At 64.6% G+C, this 16,098-nt stretch carries 15 protein-coding genes; 6 read left to right on the top strand and 9 right to left on the bottom strand.

What is annotated here, in order from left to right; genetic code table 11:
* Positions 1–101: 101 nt before the first annotated feature.
* Positions 102–1,091 (bottom strand): cell division protein FtsX, encoded by a 990-nt coding sequence (locus tag ACR64R_RS19115; protein WP_487357861.1) that lies wholly within the window; start codon positions 1,089–1,091, stop codon positions 102–104.
* On the bottom strand, positions 1,084–1,743 hold the full coding sequence (ftsE, locus tag ACR64R_RS19110; RefSeq protein ID WP_487357860.1) for a cell division ATP-binding protein FtsE: 660 nt from the start codon (positions 1,741–1,743) through the stop codon (positions 1,084–1,086). Before ftsE ends, ACR64R_RS19115 begins: the two co-directional genes overlap by 8 nt.
* A gap of 180 nt (positions 1,744–1,923) precedes the next feature.
* Between ftsE and ACR64R_RS19105 the strand changes: the two genes are divergently transcribed.
* The 3 genes from ACR64R_RS19105 (at position 1,924) to ACR64R_RS19095 (ending at position 3,734) form a co-directional block, all read left to right on the top strand.
* Positions 1,924–2,556: a hypothetical protein gene (locus tag ACR64R_RS19105; protein ID WP_487357859.1), complete on the top strand. Its 633-nt coding sequence runs from the start codon at positions 1,924–1,926 to the stop codon at positions 2,554–2,556.
* 180 nt (positions 2,557–2,736) lie between these two features.
* Complete coding sequence (hpt, locus tag ACR64R_RS19100) at positions 2,737–3,279, top strand: hypoxanthine phosphoribosyltransferase (protein WP_095816886.1); 543 nt, start codon at positions 2,737–2,739, stop codon at positions 3,277–3,279.
* Positions 3,280–3,362: 83 nt separating this feature from the next.
* Positions 3,363–3,734 carry a response regulator gene (locus ACR64R_RS19095; protein ID WP_487357858.1) on the top strand — a complete coding sequence of 124 codons (372 nt, stop codon included), beginning with the start codon at positions 3,363–3,365 and terminating at the stop codon, positions 3,732–3,734.
* Here ACR64R_RS19095 and ACR64R_RS19090 read toward each other — a convergent pair.
* Positions 3,717–4,670, bottom strand: coding sequence for a DMT family transporter (locus tag ACR64R_RS19090; protein ID WP_487357857.1), 954 nt, complete (start codon positions 4,668–4,670; stop codon positions 3,717–3,719). The genes ACR64R_RS19095 and ACR64R_RS19090 overlap by 18 nt on opposite strands.
* A gap of 210 nt (positions 4,671–4,880) precedes the next feature.
* Here ACR64R_RS19090 and ACR64R_RS19085 point away from each other — a divergent pair, with 210 nt between their 5' ends.
* Entirely contained in the window at positions 4,881–5,765 is an 885-nt protein-coding gene (locus ACR64R_RS19085) for a LysR family transcriptional regulator (protein ID WP_487357856.1), read from the top strand.
* Positions 5,766–5,813: 48 nt separating this feature from the next.
* Here ACR64R_RS19085 and ACR64R_RS19080 read toward each other — a convergent pair whose 3' ends face one another.
* The 5 genes from ACR64R_RS19080 to argH form a co-directional block, all read right to left on the bottom strand.
* Positions 5,814–8,405 carry a TIGR02302 family protein gene (locus ACR64R_RS19080; protein WP_487357855.1) on the bottom strand — a complete coding sequence of 864 codons (2,592 nt, stop codon included), beginning with the start codon at positions 8,403–8,405 and terminating at the stop codon, positions 5,814–5,816.
* A gap of 114 nt (positions 8,406–8,519) precedes the next feature.
* The gene (locus ACR64R_RS19075; RefSeq protein WP_487357854.1) at positions 8,520–9,455 is read right to left on the bottom strand and encodes a threonine/serine dehydratase; all 936 of its coding nucleotides are present in this window, start codon (positions 9,453–9,455) and stop codon (positions 8,520–8,522) included.
* A 38-nt stretch (positions 9,456–9,493) separates the two neighbouring features.
* Positions 9,494–10,762 carry a diaminopimelate decarboxylase gene (gene lysA / locus ACR64R_RS19070; protein ID WP_487357853.1) on the bottom strand — a complete coding sequence of 423 codons (1,269 nt, stop codon included), beginning with the start codon at positions 10,760–10,762 and terminating at the stop codon, positions 9,494–9,496.
* 54 nt (positions 10,763–10,816) lie between these two features.
* Positions 10,817–11,023, bottom strand: coding sequence for a lipoprotein (locus tag ACR64R_RS19065; protein ID WP_487357852.1), 207 nt, complete (start codon positions 11,021–11,023; stop codon positions 10,817–10,819).
* A 129-nt stretch (positions 11,024–11,152) separates the two neighbouring features.
* Positions 11,153–12,553, bottom strand: coding sequence for an argininosuccinate lyase (gene argH / locus ACR64R_RS19060; RefSeq protein WP_487357851.1), 1,401 nt, complete (start codon positions 12,551–12,553; stop codon positions 11,153–11,155).
* 33 nt (positions 12,554–12,586) lie between these two features.
* On the opposite strand from argH, the gene tlpA reads away from it, so the two are divergent.
* On the top strand, positions 12,587–13,270 hold the full coding sequence (tlpA, locus tag ACR64R_RS19055) for a thiol:disulfide interchange protein TlpA (protein ID WP_487357850.1): 684 nt from the start codon (positions 12,587–12,589) through the stop codon (positions 13,268–13,270).
* Positions 13,271–13,303: 33 nt separating this feature from the next.
* Here the strand turns inward: tlpA and ACR64R_RS19050 are convergent, their stop codons facing one another.
* Positions 13,304–14,344 carry an endonuclease/exonuclease/phosphatase family protein gene (locus ACR64R_RS19050; RefSeq protein ID WP_487357849.1) on the bottom strand — a complete coding sequence of 347 codons (1,041 nt, stop codon included), beginning with the start codon at positions 14,342–14,344 and terminating at the stop codon, positions 13,304–13,306.
* A 336-nt stretch (positions 14,345–14,680) separates the two neighbouring features.
* On the opposite strand from ACR64R_RS19050, the gene ACR64R_RS19045 reads away from it, so the two are divergent.
* Positions 14,681–16,033: an extracellular solute-binding protein gene (locus tag ACR64R_RS19045; RefSeq protein ID WP_487357848.1), complete on the top strand. Its 1,353-nt coding sequence runs from the start codon at positions 14,681–14,683 to the stop codon at positions 16,031–16,033.
* Positions 16,034–16,098 lie beyond the last annotated feature (65 nt).

Raw genomic sequence — 16,098 nt, 5'->3', positions numbered from 1 at the left:
ATAAAACGGGCGCACTTTGCGTTACGGCACTTGCCCAACCCGTGATCGCTGTCTTGTTCGCAGACAACGCCTTGCGCTGACTTTCGGTTGGAACTCATGGGTCAGCCGCCATCCGGCTGGCGAACGTCGATATCGCTGAGATATGCGACAACGGTCGCGTGCGAGGTCGCCGCAGTCAGCGCGCCGATCACCAGCACCATGAGGCCGACGCCGAAATAGCCGGCGGAGCCTATGGCGAAATTGCCGAACAGCGCGGTCGCCTGGTCGGCCTGAGGCGTGGCCATGTTGCGCGACGACCACCAGGAAAAGACGATGAAGACGGCGATCGCCAACGCGCCGCCGGCGGCCGCGCCCTTCATGCCGGTGACCAGGAAATGCCAGCGAAATTCGCGTGCGATGAAACGCGCCTCGGCGCCGACGAAATGCAGCACCTCGATGATGTGGCCGTTGCCGGCCATGGCGCCGCGCGTGGCGAAAACCACCGTCAGCACCGTCGCCGACAGCATCAGCAGCAAAACGGCGATGCCGATCGTGACCGTCGTGTGCGCCATGGCGACGAGACGGTCGACCCAGTTGCGGTGATCGTCGAGCGCGGCGGTCGGTATCTTGGGGGTGATGGCGGCGCGCATGGCGGCGAAGTCAGGCGGGCTCGCCTCGTCGATGGTGACGACGATGAGGCGCGGCACCGGCAGATCGTCGATGTTGAGGCCGCTGCCCAGCCACGGCTCCAAAAGGCGCGCCGTCGCGTCGCGGTCGATGATCTTGGTGCTCTTCACGCCGGGGAACTCGCCGGCGATCTGCGCGGCCTGCGCAAGGGCCGCCTCCATGTCGAGACCGTCGGCCGGCTTGATCTGGATCGTCGCCTCGCGCGAGATCTGGTTCTCCCAGACCGAGGCGGTGTCTCGCACCAGCGTCACCGCGCCGAAGGTGAGGCAGGACAGGAAGGTCATGATGGCTATGACCAGCACCAGCGCCCGGCCGGCGATGTTCTGGGCCGGCACGATCGGCGCCATCTTGCGCTGGACACGCCGGACCGCCGCCGTCTCCTCGGCGGTTTCGTCCTGGAAGTGATCGGCTGGAAGGTCAGTCATAGACGTCCAGCCTTCCGCCGGCCAGAATCATGCGACGCGCATCGACCTGTTCCATCAGGCCGAGGTCGTGGGTGGCGATCACCACGGCGGTGCCCAGGCGGTTGAGCTCGATGAACAACCTCAGCAGCCGGCGCGCCAGCGGCGGATCGACATTGCCGGTCGGCTCGTCGGCAAGCAGGATTTCCGGCTGTTCGATCAGTGCGCGCGCGATCGCCGCGCGCTGTTTCTCGCCGCCCGACAGCACCGGCGGCAGCACATGCATGCGGTCGCCGAGGCCAACCCATTTCAGAAGTTCGGTGACGTCGGTGCGATAGCCAAATTCCTCGCGCCCGCGCACGCGCAAGGGCAGCGCGACATTCTCGTAGGTCGTCATGTGATCGAGCAGGCGGAAATCCTGGAACACCACGCCGATGCGGCGGCGCAGCAGAGGCAATTCGCTGCGCGAAATGCGCGAGCGATCCTTGCCGAAGATGGTGATCAGGCCCCGCGTCGGCTTCAGCGACATGAACAGCAGGCGCAGCAAGGTCGTCTTGCCGGCGCCCGAAGGGCCGCTCAGGAACTGAAAGGAGCTCTCCGGAATGTGCAGGGAGATGTCGCGGAGAATCTCCGGACCCATGCCATAGCGGAGGCCGACATTTTCGAAGCGGATCACGTTCGGCGACCTGGAACTTTCGGCGGCGACGCGCCACAATCTAATTCTAATAGACCATCGGCCGGCATGGTTAACGGTCGGTTAATTTCGGCTCGATTTCCACGTCTCAAAGCCATTCCGGTGGCGAAGCGTTAACCAATTGCGTTTACGCAAAAGAAACGAAGCTGCACTGGTGCCGTAATGGCTGACGAGAGAACCGCGCGCCCTGTTTCCGGCGAAATCATGACCGGCACGGCAACAAATGCCTGGCCGGAGCGCGTCATTGTCGATGCGGCCGACATCGTCGATGCCGACTATGTGGTGCTCCCGCGTCTTGCCGCTCACCCGCTGCCATCGGCGCCGGCGCCGATCCTCTCGGCTCCGCCGATCCAAGGCATGGGCATGCTGCGCAAACCCGAGACCGCCCCGGCGCGTTCCTCGCGCGGCGGTCCGATTTTCTGGATCGCCGGCGTCGGCATGGCGCTGGTCTCCTTCTGGGTGTCGGGTGGCCATGCGCTGGTGCGGCAGGGTCCATTCCTGATGGCCGAGCAACCCGCAAGCGCGCTGACGATTTCCGGCGTGACGTCGCGCATCGATGCCTCGGGCCTGAAACCGGTGCTTTTCGTTGATGGCGAGGCGGCCAATGACGGGACCAGATCGGAGGCGCTGCCGCCGCTCGAAATCCGGGTCATCGACAACAAGTCGAACATTATACGCTACAGGCTGGGGACATCGAGCCGTTCCCTGGGGCCCGGCGAAAGATTCGGCTTTTCCAGCCGCCTCGATGTGCCTAAAGACGGCGTGAAGACCGTCTCTGTAATCTTCGCCGGCTAAGGTGTGTCGATCTTCAGGTGAGGCTGGCCTGCGAACGACGGCTTCCTGCGCTTCCGGTGCTCACGTACTTCAAGTACGCTCCGCTCCGGTTCTCGGAAGCCATCGTTCTCGACCCGGCCGACCTGAATCTCAACACACCTCATCTTCCGACGTTGCATCCGATTTCAAAGGACAAAAAGAATGCCAGTTGTGCGCGGCAAGGACATTGAGGTCCTGTTTTCGGCGTCGGCGATCGCGCGCCGCAATCTAGAGCTCGCCAAGGAAATCGCCGGGCGCGACTACCATGATCTCCTGGTGATCTCCATCCTCAAAGGTTCGTTTGTCTTCGCCGCCGATCTCATTCGCGCCATGCATGATGTTGGTCTGTCGCCGGAGGTCGAGTTCATCTTCATTTCGAGCTACGGCGCCGGCACGACGAGCGGCGAGGTCAGGGTGCTGCGCGACATCGACAACGAGGTCGCCGGTCGCGACGTGCTGTTGATCGACGACATACTGGAATCCGGCAAGACCCTTTCCTACACTCGCGACCTGATGCTGTCGCGCGGTGCCAAGAGCTGCGCCATCGCCGTGCTGCTCGACAAGCGGATGCGCCGCCAGACAGCGCTCAACGCCGACTATGTCGGCTTCGATTGTCCGGACTATTTCGTGGTCGGCTATGGAATGGATGTCGCGCACGCGTTCCGTGAATTGCCGTTTGTCGGGGTGGTGAAGGGCGACGCCTGAAGAATGCCGGCGTCCATCGCAAGAAGCCGCTGATCGTTAGAATTTTCAGAAAAAGTCAACGTTTCGGCGGCATCAATTCCGGCATGGCAAAGCTTCTGATCGTCGAGGACGATGATTCCGTCCGCACCCTCGCTGCCCGCGCGCTGGAGCGCGATGGGCACAATGTCACCACCGCCACCGACGGCGCGCGGGGCCTGGACATGATCCGGCAGGCCCTTGGCGGCTACGATCTGGTGGTGTCCGACATCCGCATGCCGGAGATGGACGGCATTGAAATGGCGACGGCCGCCGCGAAAGAGTTCCCGACGATGAGGATCATGCTGATGACCGGCTATGCCGACCAGCGTGAGCGCGCGGAGGAACTCAATGGCATCATCCTCGACGTCGTGGAGAAGCCTTTCACGCTTGCCGAGATACGCGCCCGCGTCGGCAAAGCCCTAAGCTGCTTCGCTTGAGACCACACCGGCGGCCGGTGCCGGATTGCGCCGGCGTCCCCCGGTGAGCGCAAGCAGGCCGGCGCCGATGATCAGCGCCGCGCCCAGTAAGGTCGTCTCACGCGGCACCTCGGCAAAGAACAGGAATCCCCACAGCGGCGACCACAGGATGCCGGTATATTCGAAAGTGGCGACCCGGTTGGCCGGCGCCATCCGGTAGGCCTGCGACAGCAGGATCATGCCGGCGGAAGCGACGAAGCCGCAGGCGGCCATCTTCAGGAAATCCGGCATCGCCGGCCATACCCATGGCCGAACCAGGAATTCGACGCTTGGATGCGCCGCATGGGTGATGCCGGCAACGTGAAAGACGATCGCAACGGCAACGGCGCCGCTCAGATAGGCGCCGTTCTGGTAGAAGGCCATTACCGTCGACGATTCGGTGTCGCCGATGCGGCGCGCCATCAATTGTGAAAAGCCGTACAGAAAGGCGGAGCCCAGCGACAGCAGCGCCGCCCAGTCGAACACGCCGGCGCCCGGACGCACCATCACAAAAACGCCGACCAGGCCGACCAGCACCGTTGCCAGCGTTTTCCACGAGACGCGTTCGCCGAGATAGGGACCGGCCATCGCCATGATGAACAGCGGCGCCATGAAATAGAGCGCCACCGCGTCGGCCAGAGGCAGGGCGGCGATCGCCAGATAGTAGACCGTGTAAGACGAGAACTGGATGAAGGCGCGCAGCGTCAGCATCCCGAATCGCCTCGACAGAACTGCCTTCAGGCCGACATCGGCCTGCACGAGCGCGATCAGGATCGGCAGCGCGACGATCGCACGGATGGCCATCACCTCGGTTACCGGATAGCGGCCGGACACTGCCTTCACCAGGGGATCCTGCAGCGAGAAAACCAGCACGCCGAGACAGAGGCTCAGAATGCCAAGCACCATCCGGTTCCGCATCAGTATCGGCCCCCCGCAAGCCGTGACTTACCAGCAAAAAGAACCCGCTACCGTTTTCAGGCAGCGGGTACGAGTGAGGACTCATCTATCGGTCCGCGGCCAAATTCGCGGCCGCATATCCAATGGGTGTAGCCACTATCCTGCGGTGTTTGACATAGTGCAAACGAATTGGAATGATACCAGCAATGAAATTTTCTTATGGCGGCATCGATGAAGCCCATGCTCGACAGCGACCTTTTGCGCACCTTCGTGGCGGTGGCCGAAACCGGTAATTTCACGCGCGCGGCGGAAAAAGCCGGACGCACGCAGTCGGCTGTGTCGATGCAGATGAAGAAGCTGGAGGACATGGTCGGCGATGACCTGTTCGAACGTGGCTCGCGCGGCGTGGCGCTGACGCGGCGCGGCAGCGAATTGATCTCGAACGCGCGCCGGATCGTCTCGCTGCTCGACGAGACGGCGGCCTCGCTGGTGGCGCCACCGCTCGGCGGCCTGGTCCGTATAGGCATCCCGGCCGAATATGGCCGTTCGATCCTGTCGCGGGCGTTGGGCGAATTTGCCAAGCGTCATCCGCGCGTCGAGGTCACGGTGCGCTACGCTCATTCGGATTCGCAGGTGAAGGCGCTTGCGTCCGGCGAGCTCGATCTCGCGGTGGTGTTCGAATGGGAGGGCTCTTCGGGCGGCGAGGTGCTGATGCACGATCCGACAGTGTGGGTGACTTCGACGCTGCACGACATGCATGAGGAGCGACCGGTGCCGATCGCGCTTTACAGCCGCAACGGCTGGTGCCGTGACTTCGCCATCAAGTCGCTGCAGCAGCGCGGCCTCGACTACCGCGTCGCCTACACCAGTGACACCAATGGCGGCTTGACGCTTGCGGTCACGTCCGGCCTGGCAATCGCGCCGATCTCGCGCAGCAACATCCCGCCCGATTGCCGTGAACTCAAGGCCGCCGACGGTTTCGGCGACATCGATTCGTCAAACGTCGTGCTGCACCGCAATCCGCTGGCGACCGGCGAGGCGATCGACGGCATGGAGAACGCAATCCGCGAGGCCTTCATGTTGACGAGGCAGGCGGGCGCGGCTGTTGGTGGCTGAGCGGCGGCAACCGCCATCGATGGCGGAACCCGCAAGCCGTCCTCCAAACTATTTCAGCTCCAGCAGCCGTTCGAGATAGCTGCGCTCGATATCTGGGCTGAGCGCGTTGCCCAGCCGCTTGCGGATCGCGTCGAGGATCTGGCGGGCGCGCTGAACGTCGATCTCGTCGGGAACCTTGACCGAGGTGCCGTCATCCGGGCCGTTCGTGCCGCGCGGCCGTCCCAACGGATCGCGGTCGGCGTCCTGTCGGCGGCCGCCCTGCTCGCTGCCGCCCTGATCGCCCTGCATAGCCTGCATCTGCTTCATCATGTCCTTGGCGCCACGGCGCAGCGCTTCCAGCGCGCGGCCCTGGTGGCCGACGGCCACGTCGCCATCGCCTTCGCCGAGCGACCGTTCGGCGTTGCCCATGGATTTGCCAGCCTCGCCGAAGCCTTCATTGGGCTCCATGCCAAGGCCCTCAAGCCCCTTCTTCAACTGGTCGAGCTCGCTCTGCAGCTTGCCCTGGCCTTCCTGCAGCTGCTTCAACGCATCGGCGAAATCCTTCGGCGACATTTTCGGCCGTCCCAACGGATCGCGGTCCGGGCCGGGGCCTGGTTGTTGCGGGCCGTCGGACTGGCCCTGTTCGCCATCCTGGCCGAGCTGCTGCTGTTCCTCGCCCTGGCCACGCTGCCCGCGCTGCATCTGGTCCAGCCGGAAGGTGTCGTTCATCATCTCCTGCTGACGCCGCATGATGTCGCCGAGCTTGTCCATCTGCTGACGCAACTCGCCGTCCTGCTCGCCGCCCTGCTGCTGGCGGCCGGCCTGCAGGTTGTTCATCATGTCCTGCAGCTCGGAGAGGAGCTGCTGGGCCTTGTCGCGATCACCGGATTTGGCCAGGTTCTCGATCTGATCCATCATGCGATCGATATCGCTCTTGCGCAGCTCGCGGCCGTTCTGCTGCATCTGCGGGGCCGTCGGGTTCTGCTGCGCGCGCTGGGCGAATTCCTGCAGGAACTGGTTCATCGCCTCGCGCAGTTCCTTCATCGCCTTTTCGATCTCCTGATCGCTGGCGCCGTTCTTGATGGCATCCTGCAACGCCTGCTGCGCCTGGCGCAGCCGTCGCTCGGCGGCCGACAGATTGCCTTCCTCGATACCGAGCGCGATCTCCCAGAGATAGGACACCACGTTGCGCAGCTGGTCGTCGCTCTCGGAGAGCTTCAGCCTGCTCCTGGCGCTCATGATGGCGAGATAGTTCGACATGTTGTCGAACGTGTCCTCGGGGCGCAGCGTGATCGCATCCATGAGGTCCAGAACACGCGGCTTGGCGTTCGTGTCGAGCGCCAGCAGCCGGCGTTGCTCGATCACCGCGCGGGCCAGCGGGTTGGCGAACGGCCGCTCGGGCATGACAAGCGTCTTGGTTTCACTGCTGGCCGTGTGGCCGGCATCGTCCGTAGCGGTGAGCGTCAGCTTGATGTTGCTGCCGGCCCAGACATGCTCGGTCAGGTCCTTGGTCGTCTTGGCCGCGTTAGCCTTGCCGCCGCGGCGCGGGAGCGTCAGCGGCATGTCGGGCGGGCCATAGAGCGGATGCGCGTTGGCGCCCGGCGGGGCAGACAGCTCGAAAACGGCCTTGGCGGAGGCGGCGCCGTAGTCGTCGTCGATCTGGTAGTTGAGCTCGATGGCGCCATTGACGGCGCGCTTCGGCTCGCCGACGAAGCGGATTGTCGGCGGCCTGTCGGGGACGACGGCAAAGGCCCAGTGGCCAAGATCGCTTTCACCGGATTTGAGCGTCAGCGTGCCGTTCGAGTCCAGCCTGCCTGAGAACTGGCGCACCTTGGGCGCGGCCTGGCTGGAGGCGGCCGCAGGCTCCTTGGGCGCCGCAGGCTCGATGGCGCGCGCATTACCGCCTTGATCGGCGTAGCTCAGCGTTTCCTCGCCCGAGCCGCCGGTGACGCGCAGCGAAACATCGCTGCCTTGCGGCACCGAGAAGGTCTGGACTGCCTGGTTGGCATCGGCGGTCAAAAACAGCGGCGCCTTGCCGGTATAGGCGGGCGGCGTCACCCAGGCGTCGATGCGCGGCGGTACCGAATCACGCGCGGCGCGGGCAATGAAACCGTCGCTGACCCTGCCGCCGAAAGGTCCGAAGGAGAAGGCAAGCGCCGTGACGAAGAGCAGCCCCGCCACGGCTCGCAGGCCCCACCGATCGTAGTCCGGCACGCGGCTGCGCGGGCGGTCGGCGCCGAGACTGGAAAGCCGTTCGGCCATGCGCCTCTGGTGCTCGCGCCACAACGCTTGCGAGAAGATGCTCTCGGCGCCGCTCGGCCGGTCGGTCTGCACTTGCACCGGGCTGTGCGGCAATTCGTTCGCAGCTTCGATGCGCCTGTCGACCTCGACGGCCGAAGGCATGCGGAAGAAGCGGAACGGATAGAGCGCCGCCACCGCCGCCAGCGCGAACAGGATCAGAAGCCCGATGCGCGCCACGTCGGGCAGGCGCGGGAACAGGCCGAACCAGGAAAAGCTGAGGAACAGGCTGATGACGATCGTCAGCGGCAACACAAGCGGCCAGGCGCGCTCGAAAACCATCGAGGCCCGCGTCGCCAACCGGCTGAGCGCCAGGCGCAAGGCCAAGGCGCGTTCGCCGCTGGAAATGGGTCGTTCCGTCATCGGCCCTTCCTGCCCGGGCTCAACAGCCCGGACGTCATCGTCAGAAGGATAACAGCAAACACGGCAAAGGCGAGGCGGGTTCCAAAAACGTGAAGCGGTTCGGCCGGATTAAGATCAGAAATTGGCGGGGCTCGTGTTGGAACCGCAGACCAGCACCGCCACGCGCTCGCCGTCGGCGGGCACATAGCGTCCGGAAAGCATGGCGGCGAAGGCCGCGGCGCCGCCCGGCTCGGCGATGATTCGCACGCGGTCCCACAGCGCTTTCTGCGTCGCGACGATATCGTCGTCGCTGACCAGGATCGAGCGCTCGACGAAGGCCTCGGCGATCGGAAACATCATCTCGCCGACGCGCTTGGGCGCCAGCGAATCGGCGGCGATGCCCTCGGCCGGGGCATCGACCGGCCGGCCGGCTTCCAGGGCGCGATAGAGCGTCGGCGCGCCCTCCGGCTCGATGGCGATGATGCGGATGCGTCCCGCAAACCATGCGGCGATGCCGCCGATCAGGCCGCCGCCGCCGACGGCGACCAGCAGCGTGTCGATCTCGGGCAAGTCGGCCTCGATCTCCAGACCGAGCGTGCCCTGGCCGAGCAGCGTTTCCTCCTGGTTGAAGGCGTGGACCTGCAGGGCGCCGGTTCTGGCAGCGAAATCCTCGCTGGCGGCCAGCGCTTCGGCATAGCGGGCGCCGCCGACCACCAATTCCGCGCCATAGCCGCGGATGCGCCCGAGTTTCGCCGGCGGGCTGACCTCGGGCACGAAAATGGTGGCCTTATGCCCGAGCTTCATTGCGGCGTAGGCGACTGCGGCGCCATGGTTGCCGCCGGACGCGGCGACCACGCCGGCCTCCGGGACCCTACGCTCGAGCAGGTTGGTGAAGGCGCCGCGCGCCTTGAACGACCCTGAATGCTGCAGGCATTCGAGCTTGAGATCGACCGGGAAGGCGGGACGGCCGAAATCCGCCATGTCGACGCGCATCACCGGCGTATGACGGACATATGGACGGATGCGCGGCTCCACGACGGCAATGCGTTCGCGTGTGATCGTTCCCGGCATGACTCTGCTCCTTCGGGCGCGGGCGGTGCCCCACGCCGCTATTTCAGCCAGTCGGGCATCGAATCGAGCCCGATCAGCTCATCATAGGTCTGGCGCGGCCGCACGACATGGAAGCGGTCGCCATCGACCAGCACCTCCGGCACCAGAAGCCTGGTGTTGTAGGTGCCGGCTTGCACCGCGCCATAGGCGCCGGCGGTGGAAACGGCGATAAGGTCGCCAGGCTTCAGCCTCGGCAGGTCGCGGTCGAGGCCGATGAAGTCGCCCGTCTCGCAGACCGGGCCGACGACATCGACCTTCATGCGCGGCATGGAGGAAGGCTGCTGCACCACCGGCCTGATGTCGTGAAAGGCGTCATAGAGCGTCGGCCGGATCAGGTCGTTCATCGCGGCGTCGACGACGAGGAAATTCTTCGCGTCGCCTTCCTTCACATAGATGACCTCAGACACCAGGATCCCGGCATTGCCGACGATCAGGCGGCCGGGCTCGAACATCACCTTCAGGCCAAGTTGGGTTACGTGCTTCCTGACGATCTCGGCGTAGGCGTCCGGCAGCGGCGGCGGGCTGTTGTCGACGCGGTAGGGGATGCCGAGGCCGCCGCCGAGATCGACATGCTCGATCGAATGCCCGTCAGCGCGCAGCGCGCCGACCAGTTCGGCAAGCAACGCGAAAGCATCGTCGAATGGCTGCAACTCGGTGATCTGGCTGCCGATATGGGTGTCGATGCCGGTGACCTTGATGCCAGGCAGTTCAGCCGCGCGGGCATAGACCTGCCGGGCACGCTGCCATGGAATGCCGAACTTGTTCTCGGCCTTGCCGGTCGAGATCTTCTTGTGCGTCCTGGCGTCGACATCCGGATTGATGCGAAGCGAGACAGGGGCCACCTTGCCGAGCGCCACGGCGCGCGCCGACAGCAATTCCAGCTCAGGCTCGGATTCCACGTTGAAGCAGAGAATGCCGGCGGAAAGCGCGAAGTCCATCTCCCGCGCGGTCTTGCCGACGCCGGAAAACAGAATCTTGTTCGCCGGGATGCCGGCGGCCAAAGCGCGGCGCAACTCGCCCTCGGAGACCACGTCGGCGCCCGCGCCCTCCCTGGCCAGCGTCCTCAGCACGGCTTGGTTGGAGTTCGCCTTCATGGCATAGCAGACCAGCGCTTCGAGGCCGGCGAAAGCCTGCCTGAAAACGCGGAAATGCCGGGTCAGCGTCGCCGTCGAGTAACAATAGAAGGGCGTGCCGACCTCGGCTGCGATATCGGGGATGGCGACGTCCTCGGCATGGAGCACGCCGTCGCGGTAATCGAAATGGTTCACGAGGGTTGGTTCCGGAAAGTTGGCGCACGATGGGATCGAGTGATCCCGCCGGCTCTAGAGCAGGGGATCGAGGATGAACTTCCGGTCCTTGACCGGTTTCTCCGGCTCGGGCGGCACCGGCTGCTTGGCGTGCTCGGCATCCTTGCGCGCCTGCACCGCCGCCTCATAGGGCGTGTCGAGCCCGGTCTTCCTGCCGCAGGCCGTGACGGTGACAACCGCCGCCAGCAGCGCGAGCGTCAGAAAAATCCTGCTACGGGTCATCGATCCATCCGTTCGAAACTGTTTCTGTTGCCGCCGCTTTTAGCCGAGTTTTCGGCACTTTGCATCCGGGCAATTGCGTCGATGCATGTCGTCGTCCCAGAACCGCCGCACACTTCCGGGCGACATGCATCATGCCTTGGCGAGGCGCTTTTTCCAGTAGCGGATCTGCTTGCGCACTTCCGACGGCGCGGTGCCGCCGAAGCTCGTGCGGCTCTTCACTGAGTTCTGCACGGCAAGCACGGAGAAGATATCACCGGTGATACCTGGGTGGATCGAACGCAGGTCCTCCAGCGAGAGCTTCTCCAGGGAGACCTTCTTCTCCTCGGCAAGCGCCACGGCGCGGCCGGTGACATGGTGCGCCTCGCGGAATGGCAGGCCCAGATTGCGCACCAGCCAGTCGGCGAGGTCTGTGGCGGTGGCATGGCCGGCGCCGGCGGCCTTCTTCATGGCGGCGGCGTTGACGGTCATGTCGCGCACCATGCCGGCGGTCGCCGCCAGCATCAGGTCGAGCGTCTCGGCGGCGTCGAAGACAGCTTCCTTGTCCTCCTGCATGTCCTTGCCATAGGTCAGTGGCATGCCCTTCATCACGGTCAGCAGACCGACGAGGTGGCCGTTGACGCGACCGGTCTTGCCGCGCACCAGCTCGGCGGCGTCCGGGTTCTTCTTCTGCGGCATGATCGAGGAGCCGGTGGAGAAGGAATCCGACAGGCGGATAAAGCCGAATTGCGGCGTCGACCAGATGATGATCTCCTCGGCGAGCCTGGAGAGATGCGTCGCGCAGATCGCGGCGAGGCTCAGGAACTCGAGCGCGAAGTCGCGGTCCGAAACGGAGTCCAGCGAATTGCGCGTCGGCTCGCGGAAACCCAGCGCCTTCGCGGTCATGTGGCGGTCGATGGAAAAGCTGGTGCCGGCAAGAGCCGCCGCGCCCAGCGGACTTTCATCCATGCGTTCGATGGCGTCCCGGACGCGCGAGAGGTCGCGGCCGAACATCTCGACATAGGCCATGCAATGATGGCCGAAGGTCACCGGTTGCGCCGCCTGCATATGGGTGAAGCCGGGCATGACGGTGGCGGCATGCTCCTCGGCCCGTTCGAGGAAGGCGGCGATCAGGTCCTTCAGCGCGTGGGCGACGCGCTGGCACTCCTGCTTGACCCAGAGCCTCAGGTCGACCGCCACCTGGTCGTTGCGGGAGCGGGCGGTGTGCAGCCGTCCAGCCGCCGGGCCGATCAGTTCGGCGAGGCGGGCCTCGACATTCATGTGGATGTCTTCGAGCCTGGTCGAGAATTCGAACCTGCCGGCCTCGATCTCTTTCAGGATCGTGTTCAGTCCGTGAGCGATTTTTTCTTGATCGGCCGCCGAAATAATGCCTGTTTCAGCCAACATCTCGCTATGGGCGATCGATCCGCTTATGTCCTGCGCATAGAGTTTGCGGTCGAAGCCTATCGACGCGTTGATCGCTTCCATGATCGCGGCCGGACCCGAGGCAAAACGTCCGCCCCACATCTGATTGCTGGCCTTCTTGTCGCTCATAGCTATAACCCGTGCTCCGGAGCAGTTTTGAAAATGGCAGACGGCAAGAGATTCTTTTTTCCGGCTACGCGCCTCATCCTGGCCGCTTTGCTGGCGGGCGTGCTGGCTGGCGCGGTCGCGGTATATGTCAGCGAGAGCGGTTCTGGCAACAATGCCCCAGAGAAGGTCGCCGCGGCCACCGGCAAGGACGATGCCGCCTGCGCCGCCAAGGCCGGGCGCGCCAAGCAGGTCGCCGCCAAGGCCGTCGGCCAAGTCGCGGCGCTGCAGCCGGCCGATCCGCCGCAATCGCTGAAAGCTCTTGCCTTCAACGGCCCGGACGGCAAGCCTATGACGATTGCCGACCATGCCGGCAAGACGGTGCTGCTCAACCTATGGGCGACATGGTGCGCGCCGTGCCGCGCCGAGATGCCGGCGCTGGATGCGCTGCAGAAGGAGAAGGGGGGCAACGCCTTCGAGGTCGTCGCGGTCAATGTCGACACCGGCGATGATGCCAAGCCGAAGAAATTCCTCAACGAGACCGGCGTTGAATCGCTCGCCTTCTACCGGGACCCGACGATCGCGCTGTTCAACGAAGCCAAGACGCGCGGGCTGGCGCTGGGGCTCCCGGTCACCATGCTGATCGATGGCGAAGGCTGCCTGATCGCGCATATGAACGGCCCGGCCGAATGGTCGAGCCCGGACGCCAAGCGGCTGGTGGAAGCGGCTCTGGCTCCGTGACAGCCGAACGCCGGCGGGACTTCGCCGCGACGCTCACCTCGCGCGGACGGTCACGACCAGCGCCTCGTGATCGGAGCTCGGGCTGCCGTCCGGCTTCACCGCCGGGAGCGTCGCCGGCGCGCTTGCGATGAGCCCGCGCGTGAAGAACCAATCGATATGGCCGGCAGGCGTCAGGTCGCCGCTTGCGCGCCGCTGCGTCGGCTTGTCCAACGCGTTGGCGTCGCGCCAGTCGTAGCCTCGTTCGGCCATGATCGCGAAGAGGGGCTCGTGGCGGTCGGGGCGCATCAGCCGGTCGGGCTCCGCGGCGATGCGACCTAGCCACGCGGCCGGGTCGTCATTGCGCTCCGGGTAGGTGGCGGTGAGCGTGTTGAAGTCGCCGCCGATGAGAACCGGCGCTTCGGCGTCATACTTGTCGATGGCATCGAGCAGGTGGCGCGTCTGGTCAGCCCGGCCGGCTGGCGTGGTGCGGTTCTCGAGATGCACGGAAACGACGGTCACACGGCGGTCGCCGGCCATCACCTGGCCACCCAGAGCCATGCGGCCGCCAATGCGCGGCTGGCCGTGCTCCGGCAGGAACCAGGCGCCGGCTGCGTCGAAGCGAACGAGAAAAGGCCGCATCAGCGGGACGGCGCTGGTGATTGCGTTGCCGTGGAAACCCTCGGCGTTCTCGGCGCCGCCATTTGCCGCCTGCTCTGTATCGTTGCCGGTGCCGAGTTCCAGGAATTCGACGCCATAAGCAAAGGCGTGGCCGAGCCGGTCGGCTAGCCGGCCCAACAGATGGCCGTTGCCGGAACGGGCCATGCCCTTGTCGACCTCCGACAGCAGCACGACGTCCGGCGTCTGGCCCGCGATGGTTCCGGCTATGGCATCGAGATGGCGAAGTCGCTCGACGTTCCAGGCCATGACGGTCAAGCTCTCGCGGGCGCTCTCGCGCGACGGCTGGCCGCCGATCTCGATTTCGCCAAGGGCGGGAACGGCGGCCGCGTGGCGCAGGTGGGTGGCGCTGTCGCGCGGCCCGTCCCGCATCGCGTTGCGGGCGCTGACAGGCACGTGCGTGAGCTGCGGGACCAGCATGTCTCTTCTCATCCAGTTAGCCGGTTAAAAGGTCTTTTCGCCGCGTCGGGGCGCCCTAGCTTCCTGGATCAGGACGGCGCTTCGTTGAATCGCCATTCTGATCCAACTCTTTGTTGGGGCATGATCTTGTCCGAAAACCGGTTCCCACTTTTCGGGATCATGCTCTAGAGCGCCGATGTGACGTTTTCATGCCGGCGCGACCGCTGCCAGGGAGGAGAGACCGGCTGTCCACAGGGGCCTCAGGGCCACAACAGAACTGTCACATACCTTCTCTATGAGAGCGGGCAAGGACTTGCGCAAAACCCTTGTCACACTGCCACTCAAGAGGGAAAAGCCATGACGATCATCAAGCGGGGCCTTGCTGCCCTTGCCGCCGGCGCGCTCGGTTCAGCGCTAGCGTTTCCTGCTTTCGCGGAGCCGGTCAAATTCGATTTCTGGTTCGGTCTTTCGGGCGATCTCGCCCGCGTGGTCGACACGCTGTGCAAGAACTTCAACGATTCCCAGAAGGACTACGAGGTCGTCTGCACCAGCCAGGGCAATTACGACGCCACGCTGCAGAACACGATCGCCGCCTTCCGCGCCGGCAAGCAGCCCACCGTCGTCCAGGTCTATGATGTCGGCACCGCAACCATGATGCTGTCGGGAGCTTACAAGCCCGCAGACAAGCTGATGGAAGAGAACGGCTACAAGATCGACTACAGCGACTATTTCCCCGGCATCGCCCGCTATTATGCGACGTCGAAGGGCGAGATGCTGTCCTTCCCGTTCAACTCGTCGACGGCGCTGATGTACTGGAACAAGGATGCCTTCGCCAAGATCGGCAAGACCGAGGCGCCGAAGACCTGGGAAGATGTCGGCGCCGACCTCAAGGCGCTGAAGGACGCCGGCTACGATTGCCCGATGGCGATCAACATCTCGGCCAATGAAAGCTGGCAGCTGATGGAGCAGTTCTCGGCGTTGCACAACCAGCCGATCGCCACCAAGAACAACGGCTATGACGGTCTCGACGCCCGTCTGGAAGTCAACAAGACCAAGTTCGTCCAGTACGTCACCGACCTCAAGAAGTGGTATGACGCGGGTCTCATCAAGATCAAGTCGAAGGATCTCGGCCAGGATATGGTGCAGGCCTTCGCCACCGGGACCTGCCAGGTCATCATGACCTCCGTCGGCGACCACGGGACTGTCGGTCGCACCCAGAAGGAAGGCATGAACTGGGATGTCGCCGAGCTGCCGGTCTATGCCGGCACCGAGCGCAAGAACTCGCTGGTCGGCGGAGCCTCGCTGTGGGTGCTGTCCGGCAAGTCGGACGCCGAGTACAAGGGCGCTGCCGCATTCCTCAACTTCATCCACGACCCCAAGACCGCCTTGTTCTGGTCGACCAACACCGGCTACATCCCGGTCACGAAGTCGGGCTTCGAGTACATGAAGTCCAGCGGCTTCTATGACAAGGCACCCTACAAGGGCCGCGAGGTGGCGATCGCCAGCCTGACCGCCTCGGAGCCGACGGAAATCACCCGTGGCATCCGCCTCGGCAATTTCACCCAGATCCGAGCGGAATTCGGCACGCAGATGCAGGCGATCTTCGCCAACAAGGTCAGCGTGCAGGAAGGCCTCGACAACCTGGTGAAGAACGGCGACGCGATCCTGGAGCGGTTCCAGCAGACCTATCCGGGTAAGACCCTGCCCTGATCCCGGATAGCAAAACGGCCGCCCGCGAGGATTCGACGGGCGGCCATTTCATATCTAGTCTTGCG

The sequence above is a fragment of the Mesorhizobium sp. MC2-1-1 genome (assembly GCF_057597255.1).
Note: the sequence above shows the minus strand (reverse complement) of the source record. Positions and strands in the feature narration are given on the sequence as shown.